This window comes from Pseudomonas sp. Eth.TT006, from assembly GCF_054456575.1.
In genome coordinates this window covers 29,031-53,224 of the sequence record NZ_JBTJEN010000004.1, presented here as the reverse complement: position 1 = coordinate 53,224, position 24,194 = coordinate 29,031, and the positions used below count along the sequence as shown (strand labels likewise).

The following is a 24,194-nucleotide window of genomic DNA, read 5'->3' as shown; positions in this document are numbered from 1 at the left end:
ATGCTGACCCTGACCGAACTCGATCAGGCGAGCATCGAACGTATCGTTGCCACGGTGCCCGGTGGTGCGGCCAACGTGCAGGATATTTACCCGTTGGCGCCGCTGCAGGAAGGCATTCTCTATCACCACCTCAGCGCCGAGCAGGGCGATCCGTACCTGCTGCAATCGCGCCTGGCCTTCGACAGTGTCGAGCGCTTGCGCACCTTCAGCGGCGCCTTGCAGCAAGTCATCGCCCGCCACGACATCCTGCGCACCAGTGTGGTCTGGGAAGGTTTGCCGAGCCCGCATCAGGTGGTGTGGCGCGAGGCGCCGCTGGTGGTGCAGAACGTGCCACTGGATCCGGCGCAGGGCGATCTGCTTGAACAGCTGCACGCACGCTTCGATGCACGCCAGCACCGCCTCGACCTGAGTCAGGCGCCGCTGCTGCGCATCGTTTACGCCGAGGACCCGACGCAGCAGCGGGTGGTGGCGATCATCCTGTTCCAGCACTTGATCCTCGACCACACCGCGATGGAGGTGATCGGCCAGGAAATGCGTGCGTTCCTGTTTGATCAGGTCGAGCGCCTGAGCACGCCGATGCCGTACCGCAACTACGTGGCGCAGGCCCGGCTCGGCGCCAGCGAGCAGGAGCACGAAGCGTTCTTCCGCGAGATGCTTGGCGACATCGACGAGCCGACCCTGCCGTTCGGCCTGCACGATGTGCAAGGCGATGGCGGCGACATTGAAGAGGCGCAGCAGGCGGTCGATGCCGAGCTGACCCGGCGTCTGCGCGAGCAGGCCCGCCAGTTGGGCGTCAGCCCGGCGAGCCTGATGCATCTGGCTTGGGCGCAGGTGGTCGGGGTACTGGCCAACCGGCGCGACGTGGTGTTCGGCACGGTGCTGATGGGCCGGATGCAGGGCGGCGAGGGTGCTGACCGCACGCTGGGGGTGTTCATCAACACCTTGCCGTTGCGCGTGGATGTCGGCGAAGGCGTGCAGGCTGCGGTGAAGACCACCCATGCCCGGCTGACCGCGCTGCTGGCCCACGAACATGCGCCACTGGCGCTGGCCCAGCGTTGCAGTGCGGTGTCCGGGGCGCCACTGTTCAGTGCCTTGCTCAACTACCGGCACAGCGCCGCCGACGCGCAGCCGCAGGACGGTCAGGGCATCTGGGAGGGCGTGCAGTTGCTCGGTGGTGAAGAGCGCAGCAACTACCCGCTGACCCTCAGTGTCGATGACCTCGGCGACGGCTTTGCCCTCGCGGTGCTGGCGCTGACGCAGATCGGCGCACAGCGCATTTGCGCCTACATGCACACCGCGCTGGAACATCTGGTGGACGCGCTGGAGCAGGCGCCGCAACGGCCGCTCAACCGCTTGCCGATACTTGCGCTCGAGGAATACGAGCGCTTGCTGGTCGGCTTCAATCCGACGGTCACCGCGTACCCGCGCGGGGCGACGATTCAGGCGCTGGTGCAAACGCAGGCCGAACAACGACCGCAGGCGCCGGCGGTGGTGCAGGGCGCGCAGCAACTGACCTATGCACAACTCAATCAGCAGGCCAATCGCCTGGCGCATCACTTGCTCGGCCTCGGCGTGCAGCCGGACGACCGCATCGCCGTGTGCCTGCAACGCGGCCCGCAGATGCTGGTGGCGCTGCTGGCGATCCTCAAGGCGGGCGCCGGTTACGTGCCGGTCGACCCGGCGTACCCGGCGGAGCGCATTGCCTACCTGTTGCAGGACAGCGATCCGGTGGCAGTGCTGGCGCAAGGTTCGACCCGCGAGCTGCTGGGCCGGGTGCCGGTGATCGATCTGGATCAGCCGCTGTGGCAGCAACTGTCCGATGCCGATCCGCAATTGCCGACGCTGACCCCGGCGCATCTGGCCTACGTGATCTACACCTCGGGCTCGACCGGCCAGCCGAAAGGCGTGATGGTCGAGCACGCGACCCTGGAAAACCTCGTGCACTGGCACTGCGCGGCATTCGACCTGCGCGCCGGCAGCCACACCGCGAGTGTTGCCGGTTGCGGTTTCGACGCCATGGCCTGGGAAGTCTGGCCGGCGCTGTGCGTCGGCGCGACCCTGCACCTGCCGCCGGCGTCGATCAGCAACGAGCACCTGGATGACTTGCTCGACTGGTGGCGTGCGCAACCGTTGCAGGTAAGCTTCCTGCCGACGCCGATTGCCGAATACGCCTTCAGCCGTGAACTGCAACACCCGACCCTGCGCACGCTGCTGATCGGCGGTGATCGCCTGCGTCAGTTTCCCCGCGAGCAAAGCTTTGCGGTGATCAACAACTACGGCCCGACCGAGGCCACGGTGGTCGCCACCTCCGGGCAGATCCATGCCGGGCAGTCGCTGCATATCGGTCGACCGATCGGTAACGCAAAAGTCTACCTGCTGGATGAGCAGCAACGACCGGTGCCGGTTGGCGTGGCAGGCGAGTTGTATGTTGGCGGCGCGGGCGTGGCCCGGGGGTATCTGAATCGGCCCGAGATGAGCGCCGAACGCTTCCTCGACGACCCGTTCAGCGAGCAACCGCAAGCGCGCATGTACCGCACCGGCGACCTCGCGCGCTGGCTGGCCGATGGCAATATCGAGTATCTGGGACGCAATGACGATCAGGTCAAACTGCGCGGCGTGCGCGTGGAACTCGGGGAAATCGACGCTGCGCTGTGCAGTCATCCGGCGGTGCAGGACGCGGTGGTGCTGGTGCGCGACGCCCGTTTGATCGCCTGGTTCACCGCGTCCACGGCGGTTGATATCGAAGACCTGCGCGCGCATCTGCAAGCGCGCTTGCCGCAGGCATTGGTACCCGCCGCCTATATGCGCCTGTCAGCGCTGCCACTGACCGCCAACGGCAAACTCGATCGCAAGGCCCTGCCGGAACCGGATCAGGACGCCTGGCTCAGCCGCGAATACGCGGCGCCACAAGGCTCGGTGGAAATCGCCCTGGCGCAGGTCTGGGCCGAGGTGTTGCAGGTCGAGCAGGTCGGGCGGCACGACAACTTCTTCGAACTGGGCGGGCATTCGTTGCTGGCGGTGACCCTGATCGAGCGCATGCGTCAGCTCGGTCTGAGCACCGACGTGCGCGTGCTGTTCAGCCAGCCGACCCTCGCCGCGCTGGCCGCGGCGGTGGGCAGCGGTCGCGAAGTGGAAGTGCCGGCCAACCTGATTCCATCCGGATGCATGCACATCACCCCGGACCTGTTGACGCTGGTCCAACTGGATCAGCCGAGTATTGAACGGGTGGTCGCCACGGTGCCGGGTGGCGCGGCCAATGTGCAGGATATTTATCCGCTGGCACCGCTGCAGGAAGGCATTCTTTATCACCACTTGAGCGCCGCGCAGGGCGATCCGTACCTGCTGCAATCGCGCCTGGCCTTCGACGGTTTGGAGCGTTTGCAAGCCTTCGCTGACGCGCTGCGTCAGGTCATGCAGCGCCACGACATTCTGCGCACCTCAGTGGTGTGGGAGGGGCTGACGACGCCGGTGCAGGTGGTGTGGCGCGAGGCCGAACTGCCGCTGCAGCAAGTCGCCTTCGACCCGGCGGCGGGGGATGTTCTGGCGCAGTTGTACGAGCGTTTCGACGCGCGGCATTACCGCATCGAACTCAGTCAGGCGCCGTTGATGCGTCTGGTCTATGCACAGGATCCGGCCAATCAGCGGGTGGTGGCCATGCTGCTGTTCCATCACATCGCCATGGACCACACGGCGCTGGCGGTGGTCCAGGAGGAGATGCAGGCGATACTTTTCGGCGCCGGTGAAACGCCGCAGCCGGCGGTGCCGTACCGCAACTACGTCGCGCAGACGCGCCTGGGTGTCAGTGAGCAGGAGCATGAGGCGTTCTTCCGCGCGATGCTTGGCGACATCGACGAGCCGACGCTGCCGTTCGGCCTGCTCGACGTGCGCGGCGACGGCAGTGACATTGAAGAAGTCCGCCAGAGCGTGCCCGAGGCACTGACGCGCAATCTGCGCGATCAGGCGCGGCAGCTCGGCGTCAGCGTCGCCAGCCTGTTCCACTTGGCCTGGGCGCAAGTGCTGGCGGCGACCTCCGGGCATGAGCGGGTGGTGTTCGGTACCGTGCTGCTGGGGCGGATGCAGGGCGGCACGGGCGCCGATCGTGGTCTGGGCATGTTCATCAACACCTTGCCGTTGCGCGTGGACTTAGGCGCAACCCCGGTGCGCGCCGGCGTGCGGGCGACCCATGCGCAACTGACCGCGCTGCTCGGCCACGAACACGCGTCACTGGCTCTGGCCCAGCGTTGCAGCGGGGTGGCGGCGCCGTCGCCGCTGTTCAGCGCCATGCTCAATTACCGCCACAGTCTCAGCGAGGAACAGCAGCAGGCCACGCGTCTGAGCTGGCAAGGTATCCATAACCTTTCCAGTGAAGAGCGCACCAACTATCCGCTGAGCCTCAACGTCGATGATCTGGGGCAGGGCTTTGATCTGACGGTCATGACCCCTGCGTCGATTGGCGCGGCGCGGGTCTGTGGGTACATGCAGCGCGCTTTAGCGGCGCTGGCCGAAGCGCTGGAGCAGGCACCGCAACAGGCGTTGAATCAACTGCCGATATTGCCGGAGGCCGAGCGTCAGCAATTGCTGTTCGGCTTGAATGCCACCGACGTTGATTACGATCTGCAACAGACCATTCACGGCCTGTTCGAAGCGCAGGTGTTGCGTGCGCCGCATGCACCGGCGGTGCTGGCCGGGGAACTGGCGCTGACTTACGCCGAACTCAACGCCCGGGCCAATCAACTGGCGCAGCACCTGCGCGGGTTGGGTGTGCAGGCGGATTCGCGGGTGGCGATCTGCGTCGAGCGCGGTCTGGACATGGTGGTCGGGCTGCTGGCGATCCTCAAGGCTGGAGGCGGTTATGTGCCACTGGACCCGGCGTATCCGCTGGAACGTCTGGCCTACATGCTGGAGGACAGCGCGCCGCTGGCGGTGCTGGTGCAGGGTTCGACTCGCGGATTATTGGGCGATGTTGCGGTGCCGTTGATCGATCTGGATCAGCCGCAGTGGCTGTCGCTGCCCACCGACAATCTGTCGGTTGCTGAACTGACCCCGCAACACACCGCGTATGTGATCTACACCTCGGGCTCGACCGGTCAGCCAAAGGGCGTAATTAACGAACATGGCGGGGTAATTAACCGCCTGCTGTGGATGCAGGACGCCTATCAACTGACGGCGGCCGACACCGTACTTCAGAAAACCCCGTTCAGCTTCGACGTCTCGGTGTGGGAGTTTTTCTGGCCGCTGATGACCGGCGCGCGTCTGGTCATGGCACGGCCCGAAGGGCACAAGGATCCGCAGTACCTCAGCGAAATCATTGAGCGTGAGCACGTCACCACGTTGCACTTCGTACCGTCGATGCTCGACGTGTTCCTTGCCCACGCCGACACCGCACGCTGCAGCACTTTGCGTCAGGTCATGTGCAGCGGCGAAGCCTTGCCGGGCAGCGTGGTGCGGCGCTTCAAGCAGCAACTGCCGGGCAGTGAATTGCACAACCTCTACGGTCCGACCGAAGCCGCAGTGGACGTCACCGCGTGGAATTGCGCCGGCCCGTTGGAAAGCACCCCGGACAACACGCCCATCGGCAAACCGATCGCCAACACCCGCCTGTACATCCTCGATGCACAGCAACAACCGGTGCCACACGGCGTGGTCGGCGAGTTGTACATCGGTGGCGTGCAAGTGGCGCGCGGCTATCTGAATCGTCCGGAGCTGAACGCCGAACGCTTCCTCGACGACCCGTTCCAGCCCAACGGGCGCATGTATCGCACCGGCGACATTGCCCGTTACTTGCCCGACGGCAATATCGAATACCTCGGCCGCAATGACGATCAGGTCAAGATCCGTGGCCTGCGTATTGAACTCGGTGAAATCCAGGCGCGCCTGACCGGGATCGACGGGATTCAGGAAGCCGCGGTACTCGCCCGCGAAGACGTGCCCGGCGATAAACGTCTGGTGGCGTACTACACCGGCGCTCGGCTGGAGATAGACATCCTGCGCAGTCATCTGCTGGAGCATCTGCCGGACTACATGGTGCCCGCCGTGTTCGTGCACCTCGATGTTTTGCCGCTGAGTCCCAACGGCAAGCTGGATCGCAAGGCACTGCCGGCGCCGGACCACACAACGCTGACCACTCGCGAATACGAAGCTCCGGTCGGCGAAGTGGAAATCCTTCTCGCCCGGCTGTGGGCCGAACTGCTCAACGTCGAGCGGGTCGGGCGGCACGATCATTTCTTTGAACTGGGGGGTCACTCATTGCTCGCGGTCAGTCTGATCGGCCGCTTGCGTCAGGAAGGCATGGAAGCCGATGTCAGGTCGTTGTTCGAACATCCGACCCTGGCCGGTTACGCCGCAATTACCGAACGAATGGAGATCGTCCTGTGAACATGATTGAACTGTTGGCCACGTTGAAAGCTAAAGATATTCAACTGGCGGTCGCGGACGACCAATTGCGCGTCAACGGCAACAAGCAGGCGCTGAACGACCCGGCGCTGCTGGCGCTGTTGCGCGAGCACAAACCAGCGCTGATCGAGCTGATCAAGGCCGGGCACTACTCGGCCAGCAAGCACGGCCAGGTCGAGGTGCCAGCCAACGGCATCGTCCCCGGTGCCACCCGCATCACCCCGGCGATGCTGACCCTGGTCGAACTCGATCAACCGACCATCGACGCTCTGCTCGAGCAAGTGCCCGGCGGCGCGGCCAATGTGCAGGATATTTACCCGCTGGCGCCGCTGCAGGAAGGCATTCTTTATCACCACGTCAGTGGCGGCGAGGGCGACCCGTATGTGATGCAGTCGCAGTTCGCGTTTGCCAGCCGCGAGCGTTTTCAGGCGTTCGCCGAGGCGCTGCAAACCGTGATCGACCGGCATGACATCCTGCGCACGGCGGTGTTCTGGCAAGGGCTGGACGCGCCGCTGCAGGTGGTCTGCCGTCAGGCTCAACTGCCGGTGGAAGAGGTGCTGCTGACAGATGCCGACAGCGACGCATTGGCCTGTCTGCACCAGCGTTTTGATGCGCGGCATTTCCGTCTCGATGTCAGCCATGCGCCGCTGATGCGCCTGGCTCATGCCTGGGATGAGGCCGGGCAACGGGTGGTCGCCACGCTGTTGTTCCATCACATGGCCCTCGACCACTCGGCCCTCGACGTGGTGCGCCATGAAATGCGCGCCTGCCTCACCGGGCAAAGCGAACTGCTCGGGCGCCCGGTGCCGTTCCGCAATTACGTGGCTCAGGCGCGTCTGGGCGTCAGCGAGGCCGAACACGAGGCGTTTTTCCGCGACATGCTCGGCAGCGTCGATGAACCGACGCTGCCTTACGGTCTGCAGGACGTGCAGGGTGACGGCAGCCATATCGTCGAACTCAGTGTGGCGCTGGAAACCCTGCTGGGGCAGCGCTTGCGCGCGCAGGCGCGCATGCTCGGGGTCAGTGTCGCGAGCCTGTTTCACCTCGGTTGGGCGCAGGTGCTGGCGGCGCTTACCGGCAAGCAGCAAGTGGTGTTTGGCACGGTATTGATGGGGCGCATGCAGGGCGCGGAAGCGATTGATCGTGCATTGGGGATTTTCATCAACACCTTGCCGCTGCGGGTGGATGTCGACAGCCAGGACGTGCGCGCGGCGGTCAACGCCACGCACGCACGACTGACCACCTTGATGCGCCACGAACACGCGCCGCTGGCCCTGGCTCAGCGCTGCAGCCAGGTGGTGGCGCCGACGCCGCTGTTCAGCACGCTGCTCAATTATCGCCACAGTCACAGTGTCGCCGCGGCCAGCGCGGAAACTCTCGCGGCGTGGGAAGGTATCTCCACCCTGCACTCCGAGGAACGCAGCAACTATCCGCTGACCATGAGCGTGGATGACCTCGGGGACGCCTTCAGTCTGACCCTGCTGGCAAGCACGCAAACCGATCCGCAGCGCATCTGCGATTACTTGCAGTGCGCGCTGGAAAACCTCGTGCTCGCGCTGGAGCAGGCGCCGCAGACGCCGGTCAATCAACTGCCGATCCTGCCGGCAGCGGAGCTGGAACAACTGCTGCTGGGCTTCAATGCGACGCAGGTGGAGTTCGCCCGGCGTCTGACCATTCACCAGCGTTTCGAGGCGCAGGTGGCCGAGCGGCCTGAGGCCGTAGCGGCGGTGTTCGGCGAGCGCCAATTGACCTACGCCGAACTCAACGTTCAGGCCAACGCGCTGGCGCATCACCTGACCGAACGCGGAGTGAAACCTGACGACCGCGTCGCCATCGTCGCCCGTCGTGGGCTGGACACGCTGGTGGGGCTGCTGGCGATTCTCAAGGCCGGCGCCGGTTATGTGCCGATTGACCCGGCGCATCCGACAGAGCGTTTGAATTATCTGCTGGAAGACAGCGCGCCGGTGGCAGTGCTGAGCCAAAGCCATCTGCGCGAGCGTCTGTCGACGCTGAACGTGCCGCTGATCGAACTCGACCGCCGCACCTGGCCGCAGACCGTCACCCATGATCCGCAAGTGCCGGGGCTGAACAGCACGCATCTGGCCTACGTGATCTACACCTCCGGCTCCACCGGCCTGCCCAAGGGCGTGATGGTCGAGCACCAGACTTTGAACAATCTGGTCGATTGGCATTGCTCGGCATTCGACCTGTGTGCCGGGCGCCACACCTCAAGCCTCGCCGGCTTCGGTTTCGATGCGATGGCCTGGGAAGTCTGGCCGGCGCTGTGTGTCGGCGCGACCCTGCATCTGGCGCCGACCTTCGAGGCTGGCGAAGACATCGACGCGCTGCTGGCGTGGTGGAGCGCGCAGCCGCTGGACGTGAGTTTTCTGCCGACCCCGGTGGCCGAGTATGCGTTCAGCCAGAACCTCGAACACCCGACCTTGCGCACACTGCTGATCGGCGGCGATCGCCTGCGCCAGTTCAACCGCAACCAGCATTTCGACGTGATCAACAACTACGGACCCACCGAGGCCACGGTGGTCGCGACCTCGGGGCTGGTCGCAAGCGGCGATGCGCTGCACATCGGCAAACCGGTCAGCAACGCCACGGTGTACCTGCTCGACGCCCAGCAGCGCCCGGTGCCGATCGGCGTTGCCGGCGAGTTGTACGTCGGCGGTGCCGGGGTCGCCCGGGGTTATTTGAATCGCCCGCAGATGACCGCCGAGCGCTTCCTGCGTGACCCGTTCAGCACGGCACCGAACGCGCGGATGTACCGCACCGGCGACCTCGCACGCTGGCGCGAGGACGGCACCATCGAGTACCTGGGGCGCAACGACGATCAGGTGAAGATCCGTGGTGTGCGCATCGAGCTGGGCGAAATCGAAACCTGCCTCAACCAGTTGCCGGGGATTCAGGAAGCGGTGCTGCTGGCCCGCGAAGACCAGCCGGGGCAGCCACGTCTGGTGGCGTACTTCACCGAACAGGCGCAGGTCGAAGCGTTGCCGGTGGGCGAGTTGCGCGCACAATTGCTCAGCCGCTTGCCGGAATACATGGTGCCGAGCGCGTTCGTCAAACTCACCGCGCTGCCGCTGACCGCCAATGGCAAGGTCGACCGCAAGGCCTTGCCGGCGCCGGACCTGACCGCGCTGTTCACTCGCGAATATGTGGCGCCGGAAGGCGAGGTGGAAACCGCGCTGGCGCAGATCTGGGCCGAGGTGCTGCAGGTCGAGCGGGTAGGGCGTCAAGATCACTTTTTCGAACTTGGCGGACATTCGCTGCTGGCCATGCGCATGGTCTCGCAAGTACGTCAACGGCTGGGCGTCGAACTGGCGCTGGGGGATCTGTTTGCCAATGCCGAACTGGCTGCGGTCGCGTTGCTGTTGAGTGAAGCCGGACGCTGCGCGCAGCCGCCGATCGTGCCGGTACCGCGTGACGGCGCCTTGCCGCTGTCGTTCGCCCAGCAGCGCCTGTGGTTCCTCGCGCAGATGGAAGGCGCCAACACCGCCTACAACATCCCCGTGGCCCTGCGCCTGCGCGGGCGTCTCGACGATGGGGCGCTGCAACGCGCGCTGGCGCGCATCGTCGCCCGGCACGAAACCCTGCGCAGCCGCTTCGCCCAGTTCAATGACGAAGCGCAGGTGCTGATCGCCCCGGTGGACACGGGTCTGCTGTTGCGCGTCGAAGACCTGCGCCAGCACCCGCAGCCGGAGCAAACCCTGCAAGCGCTGATTCAGGGCGAAGCTTCGGGGCCGTTCGATTTGCAGGACGATCCGCTGATTCGCGGGCGCCTGGTGCGCCTGGCTGATGATCATCATGTGCTGTTGCTTACCCTGCACCACATCATCTCCGATGGCTGGTCGATGGGCGTTTTGACCCGCGAACTGATGGCGCTGTATCAGGCCTTCAGCCACGGTCAGCCGGACCCGTTGCCGCCGCTGGCCCTGCAATACACCGACTATGCGGTGTGGCAGCGGCGCTGGCTCAGCGGCGAGGTGCTGCAACGCCAGAGCGAATACTGGCAACAGACCCTCGCCGGCGCCCCGGCGCTGTTGCTGCTGCCCACCGACCGCCCGCGTCCGGCGCAGCAGGACTACGCCGGCAGCAGCGTCGCGGTGTTGCTCGACGAACGCCTGAGCGCCGGGCTCAAAGCCTTGGGCCAGCGCCACGGCGTGACGATGTACATGACGTTGATGAGCGCTTGGGCGATGCTCCTCAGTCGCCTGTCCGGACAGGCAGAAGTGGTGATCGGCTCGCCAGTGGCCAACCGGACCCGCGCCGAGATCGAAGGCCTGATCGGCATGTTCGTCAACACGCTGGCCTTGCGTATCGACACCGCTGGCGAGCTCAGCGTCGAAGCGCTGCTGGCGCGGGTCAAGGCGCAGACCCTGCAAGCACAGGCGCATCAGGACCTGCCGTTCGAACAGGTGGTGGAAGTGACGCGACCCGTGCGCAGTCTGGCGCACAGTCCGCTGTTCCAGACCCTGCTCAGCTGGGACGGCCTCGAAAGCCCGGCGCTGGCCCTCGGCGAGCTGACCCTGGAAGGCGTGGCCGAGCCGAGCCACTTTGCCAAATTCGATCTGTCGCTGAGCCTCAGCGAGGCTCATGGTGTGATTCGTGGATCGCTGGAATACGCCACGGCGCTGTTCGAGCCAAGCACGGTCGAGCGTTTTGTCGGCTACTTCCAGCGCCTGTTGCAGGCGATGGTCGCCAACGATCAGGCGGTGCTGGAACATGCGCCGTTGCTGGCGCCGGAAGAACGGCAGCGTTTGCTGGTGGCGTTCAATGCCACCGAAGCCGATTACGATCTGCAGCAGACCATTCATGGCCTGTTCGAAGCGCAGGTTTTGCGTGCGCCGCAGGCACCGGCGGTGGTGGCCGGGGAGCTGGCGCTGACTTACGCCGAACTCAACGCCCGGGCCAATCAACTGGCGCGGCATCTGCGCGGGTTGGGTGTGCAGGCGGATTCGCGGGTGGCGATCTGCGTCGAGCGCGGTCTGGACATGGTGGTCGGGCTGCTGGCGATCCTCAAGGCCGGCGGCGGTTATGTGCCGCTGGACCCGGCGTATCCGCTGGAGCGTCTGGCTTACATGCTGGAGGACAGCGCGCCGCTGGCGGTGCTGGTGCAGGGTTCGACTCGCGGACTATTGGGCGACGTAGCGGTGCCGTTGATCGATCTGGATCAGCCGCAGTGGCTGTCGCTGCCGACGGAGAATTTGTCGGTTGCTGAACTGACCCCGCAGCACACCGCGTATGTGATTTACACCTCGGGATCTACCGGCCAACCGAAAGGCGTGATCAATGAGCATAGCGGGGTGGTCAATCGCTTGCTGTGGATGAAGGACGCTTATCAACTGACGGCCGGCGACACGGTGCTGCAAAAGACCCCGTTCAGCTTCGACGTCTCGGTCTGGGAGTTCTTCTGGCCGTTGATGACTGGCGCAAGGCTGGTCATGGCGCGCCCCGAAGGTCATAAGGATCCGCAATACCTCAGCGAAATCATTGAGCGCGAGCACGTCACCACGCTGCACTTCGTACCGTCGATGCTCGACGTATTCCTTGCCCACGCCGACACCGCGCGTTGCAGCACTTTGCGTCAGGTCATGTGCAGCGGCGAAGCCTTGCCGGGCAGCGTCGTGCGGCGCTTCAAACAACAACTGCCGAACAGTGAACTGCACAACCTCTACGGCCCGACCGAAGCCGCAGTGGACGTCACCGCGTGGAACTGCGCCGGACCGCTGGAACAAACACCGGACAACACGCCCATCGGCAAACCGATCGCCAACACCCGCATGTACATCCTCGATACGCAGCAACAACCGGTGCCGCACGGCGTGGTTGGCGAGTTGTATATCGGGGGCGTTCAGGTAGCCCGTGGTTACCTCAATCGTCCGGAACTGAACGCCGAACGCTTCCTCGACGATCCGTTTCAGCCAAATGGGCGCATGTACCGCACCGGCGACATCGCCCGTTACCTGCCCGATGGCAATATCGAATACCTCGGCCGCAATGACGATCAGGTCAAGATCCGTGGCCTGCGCATCGAACTCGGCGAAATCCAGGCGCGCCTGACCGGGATCGACGGCATTCAGGAAGCCGCGGTACTGGCCCGCGAAGACGTGCCCGGCGATAAACGTCTGGTGGCGTACTACACCGGCGCCGCGCTGGAAATCGATGCACTGCGCAGCCAATTGCTGGAGCACCTGCCGGACTACATGGTGCCTGCGGTGTTCGTGCATCTCGATGCATTGCCGCTGAGCCCCAATGGCAAGCTCGACCGCAAGGCACTGCCGGCGCCGGATCTGGCAGCGCTGACCACCCGCGAATACGAAGCCCCGCTCGGCGAAGTGGAAGTTGCGCTCGCCCGGCTGTGGGAGGAGTTGCTCAACGTCGAACGGGTCGGGCGTCACGATCACTTCTTCGAGCTGGGCGGGCATTCGCTGCTGGCGGTGAATCTGGTGGCGAAAATGCGCCGCGCCGGCCTCAGCGCCGATATTCGCGTGCTGTTCAACCAGCCGACTCTGGCGGCACTGGCTGCGGCTGTGGGTGGTGAACCCGAAGCCGAAGTTGCGGCCAACCTGATCCCGGCGGATTGCACCCGCCTCACTCCGGAACTGTTGCCACTGGTGGCCCTCGACCAGCCGAGTATTGATCGCATCGTTGCCAGTGTTCCCGGTGGCGTCGCCAATGTGCAGGATATCTACCCGCTGGCGCCGCTGCAGACCGGGATCCTGTTCCATCATCTGTCCGCCGTGCAGGGTGATCCGTACGTGTTGCAGGCGCAGTTTGCCTTCGCCGATCAACCGCGTCTGCAGGCCTTTACCCAAGCGCTGCAAAGCGTGATCCAGCGCCATGACATCTTGCGCACGTCGCTGTTCTGGGACGGCCTGCAAGACCCGGTGCAAGTGGTCTGGCGCGAGGCGCCGCTTGCTTGCGAAAGCCTGGCATTGGACGCCGCGGACGGCGATGTACTTGAGCAATTGCGCGCGCGTTTCGACGCCGGGCACTACCGCATGCCCGTCGATCAGGCGCCGCTGATGCGCGTGGTACATGCCTGGGACGCGGTGAATCAGCGCGTGGTGGCGTTGCTGCTGTTCCACCATTTGGTCATGGACCATGTGGCGCTGGAGGTGCTGCAACACGAGATGCAGGCGTTCCTGATCGGCCAGCCGCAGCGTCTGGCCGAGCCGGTGCCGTATCGCAATTACGTGGCGCACACCCTGTCCGGGCTGAGCGATCAACAGCACGAAGCCTTCTTCCGCAACATGCTCGGCGACGTCGACGAACCAACTTTGCCTTACGGGCAGAATCCGCCGCATGAAGGACTGGCTGAACAGGCGCGTTTGACCCTCGACGCCAGCCTGAGCCAGAGCATCCGCAGTCAGGCGCGGCGTCTGGGTGTCAGCGCCGCGAGCCTGATGCACCTGGCCTGGGCGCAGGTGCTCGGGCAGTTGTCCGGGCGTGACGATGTGGTATTCGGCACGGTCTTGCTCGGTCGCTTGCAGGGCGGCGAAGGCGCCGAACGTGCGCTCGGCGTGTTCATCAACACCTTGCCGCTGCGCATCGACCTGAGCGCGCACAGCGTCAAGGGCGCGGCGCTGGCGACGCATCAACTGCTCAGCCAGTTGTTGCAGCACGAACACGCGCAACTGGCGCGCATCCAGCATTGCAGCGCGATGGCGCCGACCACGCCGCTGTTCAGCACCTTGTTCAATTATCGTCACGGCGCTGCGGCGGGCGGCTCTTCTGCCGAAGCGCAAGCGGCCTGGCAGGGCATGCAATTGCTCGAAGCCGAGGAACACAGCAACTATCGCCTGACCCTCAGCGTCGACGACCTCGGCGAAGGTTTCAGCCTGACCGCACTGGCCGGCGCCGGCATCGATGCGCGGCGTACCTGCGACTATCTGCAATGCGCCTTGCACAATCTGGTGCAGGCGCTGAAACAGGCGCCGCATCAGGGCCTGGAGCGGTTGTCGATCCTGCCGCTCGCCGAGCGCGAGCAATTGCTGGTCGGCTTCAATGCGACGGCTTCCGCTTACCCGCAAGGGCTGACGATTGCCCAACGCTTCGAGCAACAAGCGGCTGCGCGGCCGCAAGCACTGGCAGCGAAATTTGCCGGTGCGACGCTGAGTTATGCCGAGTTGAACCGTCAGGCCAATGCCTTGGCCCATCACCTGATCGCGGCGGGCGTACAGCCTGACGACCGCGTGGCCATCGTCGCCCGGCGCGGTCTCGACACGCTGGTTGGTCTGCTGGCGATTCTCAAGGCCGGCGCTGGTTACGTGCCGGTGGACCCGGCGCACCCGGCTGAGCGTTTGCGCTATCTGCTGGAGGACAGTGCGCCGGTGGTCGTGCTGACGCAAAGCGATCTGCGTCCACGTTTGCCAGCGTTGGCGCTGCCAGTGATCGACCTCGATCTGCGTCAATGGCCCGGCAACAACCTGGCCAATCCGCTGCTGCCAGCGCTGACGCCGCAGCACCTGGCCTACGTGATCTACACCTCCGGCTCCACCGGTTTGCCGAAAGGGGTGATGGTCGAACACCACACCCTGAGCAATCTGCTGGACTGGCACTGCGCGGCTTTCGACCTGCATGCCGGCGGCCACACTTCAAGCCTGGCCGGGTTCGGTTTTGATGCGATGGCCTGGGAGGTCTGGCCGGCGCTGTGCTGTGGCGCGACGCTGCATCTGGCACCGACCCACGACGGCAACGAAGACATCGACGCGCTGCTCGACTGGTGGCGCACGCAGCCGCTGGACGTCAGCTTCCTGCCAACCCCGGTGGCCGAGTACGCCTTCAGTCAGGGCCTGACGCACCCGACCCTGAAAACCCTGTTGATCGGCGGCGATCGCCTGCGCCAGTTCAACCAGGGCCAGACGTTCCGGGTGATCAACAACTATGGCCCGACCGAGGCCACGGTGGTCGCCACCTCCGGCCTGATCGAGGCGGGCGGCGTGCTGCATATCGGCAAACCAGTCAGCAATGCCACGGTGTACCTGCTTGACGCGCATCAGCGCCCGGTGCCACTGGGGGTGATGGGCGAGTTGTACGTCGGCGGCGCCGGCGTGGCCCGGGGTTATCTGAACCGCCCGGACATGACTGCCGAGCGCTTCCTGCACGATCCATTCAGTCGCGCGCCGAACGCGCGAATGTATCGCACCGGCGACCTTGCGCGCTGGCGCGACGACGGCACTATCGAGTACCTCGGGCGCAACGATGATCAGGTGAAAATCCGTGGCGTGCGCATTGAACTGGGGGAAATCGAAACCCGCCTCAACCAGTTGCCGGGGATTCAGGACGCGGTGCTGCTGGCCCGCGAGGATCAACCCGGCCAGCCACGGCTGGTGGCGTATTACACCGAACAGGGCGAAGCGTTGAGCGTTGGCGAGCTGCGTGCTCAATTGCTCGCGCAGCTGCCGGAATACATGGTGCCAGCGGCGTTCGTGCGTCTCGATGCGCTGCCGTTGACTGCCAACGGCAAGCTCGACCGCAAGGCCTTGCCGCAGCCCGATCTGGCCGCGCTGTTCACCCGCGAGTACGTCGCGCCGCAAGGCGAACTGGAAAACGCCTTGGCGCAGATCTGGGCCGAGGTGCTGCAGGTCGAGCGCGTGGGGCGCCATGACCACTTCTTCGAACTCGGCGGCCACTCGCTGCTGGCGATGCGCATGGTCGCGCAGGTGCGTCAGCAACTGGGGCTGGAGCTGGTGCTGGCGGATCTGTTCGCCAACGCCGAACTGGCGGCGGTTGCCAAGTGCCTGCAAGCAGCAGAGGTCAGCCGTCAGCCGGCGATTGTCCCGGTGCCGCGTGACGGCGCGTTGTCCTTTGCTCAGCAGCGCCTGTGGTTCCTTGCGCAGATGGCTGGCGGCAACTCGGCGTACAACATTGCCATGGGGTTGCGCCTGCGCGGGCGTCTCGACCGCGATGCGCTGCAACGCGCGTTGGCGCAGATCGTCGCGCGGCACGAAACCTTGCGCAGCCGGTTTGTCAGCGTTGACGATCAGGCGCAGGTGATGATTGCGCCGGTCGACAGCGCTGTGTTGTTGCAGGAGCAAGACCTGCGTCAGGACCCGCAGGCCGAAGCCAGTGTGCAGGCGTTGCTTGCGCAGGAAGCTGCGACGGCTTTCGATCTGCAGCACGACCCGCTGTTGCGCGGGCGCCTGCTGCGTCTGGGCGACGAGCAGCACGTGCTGCTGTTGACCGTGCACCACATCGTCGCCGATGGCTGGTCGATGGGCGTGTTGACCCGTGAACTGATGGCGCTGTATCAGGCGTTCAGCCTCGCTCAACACGATCCGTTGCCGCCACTGGCGCTGCAATATGGTGACTACGCGGTGTGGCAACGGCGCTGGCTCAGCGGCGAAGTGCTGCAACGCCAGAGCCAATACTGGCAACAGACCCTCGACGGTGCCCCGGCCTTGCTGACCCTGCCCACCGACCGGTCGCGTCCGGCGCAGCAGGATTTTGCCGGGAGCACGGTCGAGGTGCTGCTGGACGAGCGCCTGAGCATCGGGCTCAAAGCCTTGAGCCAGCGCCACGGCGTGACCCTGTTCATGACCGTGATGAGTGGCTGGTCGCTGCTGCTCAGTCGCCTGTCCGGGCAGTCCGATGTGGTGATCGGCGCGCCGGTGGCCAACCGCACCCGCGCCGAGATCGAAGGGCTGATCGGCATGTTCGTCAACACCCTGGCCTTGCGCATCGACACGTCCGGCGCGCCGAACGTGGCCGAACTGTTGGCGCGGGTCAAGGCACGCACGCTGCAGGCCCAAGCGCATCAGGACCTGCCGTTCGAGCAGGTGGTGGAAATCGCCCGGCCGCAGCGCAGTCTGGCGCACAGTCCGCTGTTCCAGACCACGCTGAGCTGGGACAGCAGCGTCGGTCCGAACCTCGCTCTGGGCGATCTGCGCCTCGAAGCCGTCCCTGCGCCGGCGCAGGTTGCCAAGTTCGATCTGACCCTGACCCTGGGCGAGGTCAACGGGGTGATTCGCGGTTCACTGGAGTACGCCACGGCGTTGTTCGATCAATCGACCGTGCAGCGTTATGTCGGCTACCTGCAGCGTCTGCTGACAGCGATGGTCAGCGACGAGCAGACGGTGCTGGAGCGGGTGCCGTTGCTCGCCGAGGATGAACGTCAACGCTTGCTCTGCGCTTTCAACGCCACTGCGCGCGACTACCCGCAGGCGCTGACCGTGCACGGGATTTTCCAGCAGCAGGCGGCGGCCCATCCGAAGGCGCTGGCGGCGGTGCATGGCGAACACTCGCTGAGCTACTTCGAACTCAACGCCCAGGCCAACCGTCTGGCGCATCATCTGATCGGCCAAGGCGTGCAGCCCGGCGATCATGTGGCGATCCTGTTGCCGCGTTCGCTGGAATTGCTGGTGGCGCAACTGGCGATTGCCAAGTGCGCGGCGGCCTATGTGCCGCTGGACATTCATGCGCCGAGCGAGCGTCAGGCGTTCATGGTCGAGGACTGTCAGGCGGTAGCATTGCTGACCCTCAGCCATGAAGCCATCGACTACGCCGCGCCGCGCATCGATCTTGATCGCTTGCAGCTCAGCCAGCAGCCGACGCACAACCCGAACCTGGCGCAGTCCTCGGAAACCGCGGCGTACATCATGTACACCTCGGGCTCCACTGGCACGCCGAAAGGGGTGATGGTGCCGCACCGGGCCATCGGCCGACTGGTGCTGAACAACGGCTACGCCGATTTCAATGCGCAGGACCGCGTGGTGTTCGCCTCCAACCCGGCGTTCGATGCGAGCACCATGGACATCTGGGGCCCGCTGCTCAACGGCGGACGGGTGGTGGTGATCGATCACTCGACCTTGCTCGACCCGAATGCCTTTGGCCGCGAACTGAGCACAACCGGCGCGACCGTGCTGTTCGTCACCACCGCGCTGTTCAACCAGTACGTGCAATTGATCCCGCAGGCACTCAAGGGCCTGCGCATTCTGTTGTGCGGCGGTGAACGCGGCGATCCGGCGGCGTTCCGTACGCTGCGCGTGGCCGCACCGCAGCTGCGCATCGTGCATTGCTACGGCCCGACCGAAACCACCACCTACGCCACCACGTTCGAGGTGCTTGAGGTGGCGGAAAACGCCGACAGCGTGCCGATTGGCGGACCGATCTCCAACACTCAGGTGTATGTGCTCGACGCGTACCAGCAACCAGTGCCGATGGGCGTGACCGGCGAGTTGTACATCGGCGGGCAGGGCGTGGCGCTGGGTTATCTGAACCGGCCGGAGCTGACTGCCGAGAAGTTCCTGGGTGATCCGTTCAGCGCGCGTCCTGGCGCGTTGCTCTATCGCACCGGCGACCTCGCGCGCTGGCTGGCGCCAGGGCAACTGGATTGCATCGGACGCAACGACGATCAGGTGAAAATCCGTGGCTTCCGCATTGAACTCGGGGAGATCGAAAGTCGCCTGCTCAGTTGTGCCGGGGTCAAGGAAGCGGTGGTGCTGGCACGCCGCGACGGTCAGGAAAACCTGCGTCTGGTGGCCTATTACACGGTCGCCGATCAGGCGCTGGACAGCGCCGACCTGCACGCGCAATTGCAGGCGCGCCTGCCCGAGTACATGGTGCCGAGTGCCTGGGTGCAGTTGGAAACGTTGCCGCTGAACAACAACGGCAAGATCGACCGCAAGGCGTTGCCGGCGCCGAGCCAGGAGGCGCTGCTCAGCCGCGCTTACGCGGCCCCGGTGACTGCGCTGGAAACGAGTCTGGCGCAGATCTGGGCCGAGTTGCTGCAGGTGGCGCAGGTCGGGCGGCACGACAACTTCTTCGAACTGGGCGGGCACTCGTTGCTGGCGATGCGCATGCTGTCTCAGGTGCGTCAGCAACTGGGTATCGAGCTGGCGCTGGGTGACTTGTTCGCCAACCCGGAACTGTCCGCGGTGGCCGAGGTGCTCAGCCGTGCCGGGCACAGCACGCTGCCGCCGATCCTGCCGGCACCGCGTGATCAAGTGCTGCCGCTGTCGTTTGCCCAGCAACGCCTGTGGTTCCTGGCGCAGATGGGCGGCGGTAATAGCGCCTACAACATTCCGGTCGGCCTGCGCCTGCGCGGTCGCCTCGATGAAGACGCCTTGCAACGGGCGCTGGCGCGTATCGTTGCGCGCCACGAAAGCCTGCGCAGCCGCTTCCAGCCGCTCGACGATACGGCGCAGGTGCTGATCCTGCCGGCCGACAGCGGTCTGTTGCTGCGGGTCGAAGACCTGCGTGGCGACCCGCAGGCCGAGGAGCGCTTGCGCAATCTGGCCGAAGCCGAGGCCAGCGCACCGTTCAACTTGCAGGACGATCCACTGTTGCGCGGGCGTCTGGTGCGTCTGGCCGACGATCAGCATGTGCTGTTGCTGACCGTGCACCACATCGTCTCTGACGGCTGGTCGATGGGCGTGCTGACCCGCGAGCTGGCGGCGCTGTATCAGGCGTTCAGCCACGGCCAGCCGGATCCGCTGCCGCCGCTGACCCTGCAATACACCGACTACGCACTGTGGCAACGGCGCTGGCTCAGCGGCGAGGTGCTGCAACGCCAGAGCAATTTCTGGCAACAGGCCCTGGCCGGCGCGCCAGCCTTGCTGACTCTGCCGACCGACCGTCCACGTCCGGCGCAACAGGATTACCGTGGCGCCGGCGTCGACATACAGCTGAGCGAACAGCTAAGTGCCGGGCTCAAGGCGCTGTGCCAACGCCGCGCGGTGACGCCGTACATGGTGATCATGAGCGCCTGGGCGATGACCCTGAGTCGCCTGTCCGGGCAGTCCGAGGTGGTCATCGGTTCGCCGGTGGCCAACCGCACCCGCGCCGAGATCGAAGGCCTGATCGGCATGTTCGTCAACACCCTGGCCTTGCGTATCGACACCTCGGATGAGCCGACCGGCGAAGCCTTGCTGACGCGGGTCAAGGCGCAAACCCTGCAAGCCCAGGCACATCAGGATCTGCCGTTCGAACAGGTGGTGGAAATCTGCAAGCCGCTGCGCAGCCTGTCGCACAGCGCGCTGTTCCAGACCCTGCTCAGTTGGGACAACAACGACGGGCCGGCGCTGACCTTGGGCGATCTGACCCTGGAAGGCATGGCCGGGCCGAGCCGTTTTGTGAAATTCGACCTGTCGCTGACCCTCGGCGAACACCCGAGCGGCATTCGCGGGGCGCTGAACTATGCGACGGCGCTGTTCGACGAGGCGACCATTCGCCGTTTCGTCGGCTACTTCGAGCAAACGCTGACCGCGCTGGTCGCTGACGATCAGCGGGTGCTGGCGCAGGTGCCGTTACTGGCGGCGGAGGAGCAGCAGCGCTTGCTGGTGGAGTTCAATGCCACCGAGGTCGATTGCCCGCTGGAGCAGCCGCTGCACGGGTTGTTCGAGGCGCAGGTGCGGCGCAAACCGCACGCCATTGCGCTGCAGGCCGGTGAACGCAGCCTGACTTATCGCGAACTCAACGAGCGCGCCAATCGTCTCGCCCATCACCTGCGTGAGCGCGGTGTGCAGCCGGATGCGCGAGTGGCGATCTGTGTTGAGCGCGGGCCGGATCTGCTGGTCGGGCTGCTCGGCATTCTCAAGGCCGGCGGCGCTTATGTGCCGCTGGACCCGAGTTATCCGGGCGAGCGGCTGGCGTACATGCTCAAGGACAGCGCGCCGACGGCGGTGCTGGTGCAGACGGCTACTCGCGGTTTGTTCGATACATCTGCGGCGCCGTTGATCGATCTTGATCAAAACACCTGGCAGCACCTGCCGGCGCATGACCTGCAGGTGGCGGGCCTCAACGCTTCGAACCTTGCTTACATGATCTACACCTCGGGTTCTACCGGGGTGCCGAAAGGCGTAATGATCGAACATCGCAGCGCCTGCAACATGGTGCATTGGGGATCGGTCATTTCTCCGCCGACTGAGCACGGCGCGCTGCTGCAGAAAGCGCCGTTCAGCTTCGACAGTTCGGTGTGGGAGATTTTCTGGCCGCTGTGTTCCGGCATGCGTCTGGTGCTGGCGCGACCGGATGGCAACCGCGATTCGGCGTATGTGGTGCAGACCATTCGTGAGCATCAAGTGACGGTGGTCAAGTTCGTCCCCGCGTTGCTGCAGCAATTCATTGAACAGGAGGGCGTTGAGCAGTGCACCAGCCTCACCGACGTGCTGAACGGCGGTGGCGAACTCAGCGCTGCATTGGCACGTCAGGTACGAGCGCGGTTGCCATGGGTGCGTTTGCACAACGTCTACGGCCCGACTGAAACCACCGTCGACAGCACGGGTTGGACGCTGGAGCCGGGAATGCCGGTGCCGGACAACGTGGTGCCGATTGGCAAGGCTCTGAGCAACACGCGTCTGTACGTGCTCGACGCTTACGATCAACCAGTGCCACAAGGTGTCAGCGGTCAACTGCACATCGGTGGGGTCGGCGTGGCGCGCGGTTACCACGGCTTGCCGGACATGCAGGCCGAGCGCTTTATCGACAGCCCTTTTGTGGCGGGAGATCGGCTGTACCGCAGCGGTGATCTGGTGCGCTACAACCACCAAGGCGAGTTGGAATTCCTCGGCCGCAACGACTTCCAGATCAAGCTGCGCGGCCTGCGTCTGGAGCCGGGAGAGATCGAGGCGCGACTGATCGAGCATCCGGCCATTCGCCAAGCGGTGGTGATGGTGCGCGATGAGCGTCTGGTGGCCTGGTACACCGTGCGCGCTGGCGTGGAAGCGCCAAGTCTGGAAACGCTGCGTGCGCACGTGCTAGAGCGTTTGCCGGAATACATGGTGCCCGGCGCCTTCGTGCAACTCGATGCGCTGCCGCTAACGCCAAACGACAAGATCGACCGCAAATCCCTGCCGGAGCCGGGCGCGGACGCGGTGATCAACCGGCCGTACGTTGCACCGCAAGGTGAAACCGAAACCAGACTGGCGCAGATCTGGGGCGAAGTGCTGGGCGTCGAGCAGGTTGGTCGTCACGACAATTTCTTCGAACTCGGTGGGCACTCGCTGCTGGCGGTGCGCTTGGTCAATCAGCTGCAACGTGCCGGGCTGAAACTGTCGCTGGCCGAGCTGTTCCAGCACCCGAGCGTCGAATCGGCCGCCGCGCTGCTCAGTCAGGGCGAGGCGAGCGGGCAGCCGGACGGGTTGGTCGTGGTGCGCGCCGGGGAGCACGGCACGCCGTTGTTCCTGCTGCACGAGTTCAGCGGCCGCGATGTGTATTTTCCGACGCTGGCGCAGCACATCGGCGGCGAGTTCCCGATCTACGGCCTGCCCGGCGTACCGCTTGGGCAAGCGCAACTGCGCACGCTCGAGGGCATGGCGCAGCGCATGGTCGGGATCATCCGTTCGCTGCAGCCGCATGGGCCGTATCGGCTGGCGGGCTGGTCGTTCGGCGGGGTGCTGGCGCATGAGGTCGCGCAGCAATTGCTCGGCCTCGATGAACCGGTGGAATTTATCGGCCTGCTCGACAGCTACGCGCCGAACCCGTTGGCGCAGGACAAGGCGCTGTGGAGCGGCGCGGGCCTGGACAAGCGTCAGTTGCTCGGCCATTGCCGTGGCCGTTCGATGATGCTCGGTGCCGAACGCGAAGCGGCGCTGGCGGCGGTGCAGGCGCTTGAGGCTCAAGCCGAGCAACTGGACTTCCCGGAGCTGTTCCAGCGTTGCCAGGCGCAGCAACTGACCGACCCGGAACTGGCGACGGTCAGCGCGACGGATGCCTGGCACTACTTCGATCGCGAAGCGGCGCATCGTCTGGCGTTGGCGCATTACCGGGTCAGTCCGGCGAGCCAGACCATCCACCTGTTCCGCGCTCAGGAGTTGATGGACGGACAGTCCAGACCGAGTCCGACCCGTGGCTGGGAAGAGCGTTTCGACACTGGATTGCTGCGCTGCATCGACATCCCCGGCGATCACCGAACCATGATGAAACTGCCGCATATCCAGGCGCTCGGTCAGGCGATGACCCAGGCACTGGATACGCTGGCGATGCCGCAGCCGGTGGCCTATCAACCGTTGCTGACGATCCAGACCGGGCACGCCGGACATGCGCCGATTTTCTGTGTGCCGGGGGCGGGTGACAGCGTCACCGGGTTCATTCACCTGACTGAGGCGATCGGTCCGGAATGGCCGATCATCGGCCTGCAACCGCGCGGGCTGGACGGTGTCAGCGTGCCGCACAGTTCAGTGGAAGCGGCTGCGGCGTGCTACCTGCAAGCGATTGTGCAGCTGTATCCGCAAGGGCCGCTGCACCTGATCGGCCATTCGTTCGGCGGCTGGGTGGCGCATGCGCTGGCCGCGCAGTTGCAGGCAGCCGGGCGTGAGGTGGCCTCGCTGACCTTGATCGACAGCGAGGCGCCGGGCGGCGACGGTATCGCGGGCAAGCCGTATACCGCCACCGCCGCCCTGCAACGGCTGATCGACAGCCTGCAATTGTCCTGCGGCAAGTCGCTGGGCATCGATCCTGCGGTGTTTGCCGACGCCGATGACACCATGCAATTGCGCCTGCTGCACCAAGGCATGGTGCGTGCCGGGGTGTTGTCGGAGCGTGCGGCGCCGGACGCGATGCACGGCCCGGTGCGCACCTTCGCCACGGCACTGCGCACGGTGTATCAGCCGCGTCTGGCCTACAGCGGCCCGGTACGGCTGGTGCTGGTGGATGATCCGACGCTGGACGAGTGGGGCAATCAGCGCGAGCAGGCGGCGATGCTCGCCGGCTGGCAGCGCCAGGTCGAGGATCTGACGGTGTGGTACGGGCCGGGCAACCACTTCACGATTCTCAAGGCGCCCAACGTCTTCAGTTTCGCCGCGTGGTGGCACGACGGTCTGGCACTGCCCGTCGGCCAGGTGCTGTCCTGA

Annotated in this window: 2 protein-coding genes (1 of these 2 only partly in view); both read left to right on the top strand. The window is 65.2% G+C overall.

Annotation, left to right across the window (positions count from 1 at the left end):
* Positions 1–6,375: the final stretch of an amino acid adenylation domain-containing protein gene (locus tag ACXR0M_RS08030; RefSeq protein WP_458831403.1), read on the top strand. Its footprint begins 6,639 nt before the window's first position; the window shows 6,375 of its 13,014 coding nt (coding positions 6,640–13,014); its start codon lies off the left edge, out of view; the stop codon is at positions 6,373–6,375.
* Entirely contained in the window at positions 6,372–24,194 is a 17,823-nt protein-coding gene (locus ACXR0M_RS08025; RefSeq protein ID WP_458831402.1) for a non-ribosomal peptide synthase/polyketide synthase, read from the top strand. The genes ACXR0M_RS08030 and ACXR0M_RS08025 overlap by 4 nt, the downstream gene beginning before the upstream one ends.